The sequence below is a fragment of the Roseobacter sp. EG26 genome (assembly GCF_049830555.1).
Lineage (GTDB): Bacteria > Pseudomonadota > Alphaproteobacteria > Rhodobacterales > Rhodobacteraceae > Roseobacter.
Map to the genome: position 1 here is coordinate 1 of NZ_JBNBLH010000046.1, position 1009 is coordinate 1009.

1 protein-coding gene is annotated in these 1009 nt (G+C 56.9%); it reads right to left on the reverse strand.

What is annotated here, in order from left to right; translation table 11 throughout:
- Nucleotides 1-184: 184 nt before the first annotated feature.
- A partial coding sequence (locus tag ACOTTU_RS24910) for an IS110 family transposase (protein ID WP_425662221.1) occupies nucleotides 185-1009 on the reverse strand: 825 nt, incomplete at its 5' end.

The window sequence follows — 1009 nt, forward strand, 5'->3', positions numbered from 1 at the left end:
TGTCAGTACAGTCGTGTGTCCGGCCTGTTTGCGTGGCGGTTGCCACTGGCCCTGATGAGTTCCGCAAGTAAGGTTCCTATCGGCTAATCGACGTCGTAGGCCGCGACCTTGGTCGGAGTGTCCTTACTCTTGGTTGACTTCGTTTCGCATCATCACATCAAACGTCTTGCATCTCTTGGCAGGATCAAGCGATCGGCTGCCGATATTCTTCTCCCTTGGTGAGAATTGCCCAGATGATCCGGGCGGATTTGTTGGCCATTGCGACGGTGGCGAGCCTGAAGGGTTTCTGGTCGAGTAATTTCTCGGTCCAGATGTCAGCCTTCTCAGGTTTGTTCCTGGCCATGAGCGCTCGCGATGTCATCCCGACAATCAGCAGTTTTCGGATGTACCTGTCGCCCTTCTTTGTGATCCGCCCAAGACGTTCTTTGCCGCCGCTGGATTTGTTCAGCGGCGTAAGGCCCAGCCATGCCGCCAGATCGCGCCCGGTTTCGAACTGTTTCGCATCGCCAATGGTGGCGACAATGGCCGAGGCCGTAATTGGTCCGACCCCTGGTATGCGCATCAACCGCCGTGCATCTGCATCTAGCCATGCGTGCTGCTCGATCAATTTGCTCAGCCCGTCGATACGCGCATTGAGACCATTCAGCTGATGGCACATCACACCGAGAATGCCGTCCGCGATCTCGGGCATTTCCAACTGCTCTTCAGTGCCGTGGTCCCGGGCAAACTTGGACACAGCCTCAATGCCCGTTGGCAGGATGTGACCGAACTCACGGAGTATGCTTCGGATCATGTTCACGACCTGAGTGCGCTGTCTGACGACCAGATCCCGCGCTCGATGGATTGCAAGAACCGCCTGCTGGTCTTCGGACTTGATCTCGACAAAGCGCATGGTTGGTCGACGCACAGCTTCACAAATCGCCTCGGCATCTGCCGCGTCAGTCTTGCCGCGCTTCACGTACGGTTTGACATAGGCTGCTGGCATGAGCCGAACGTCATGGCCGAGTTC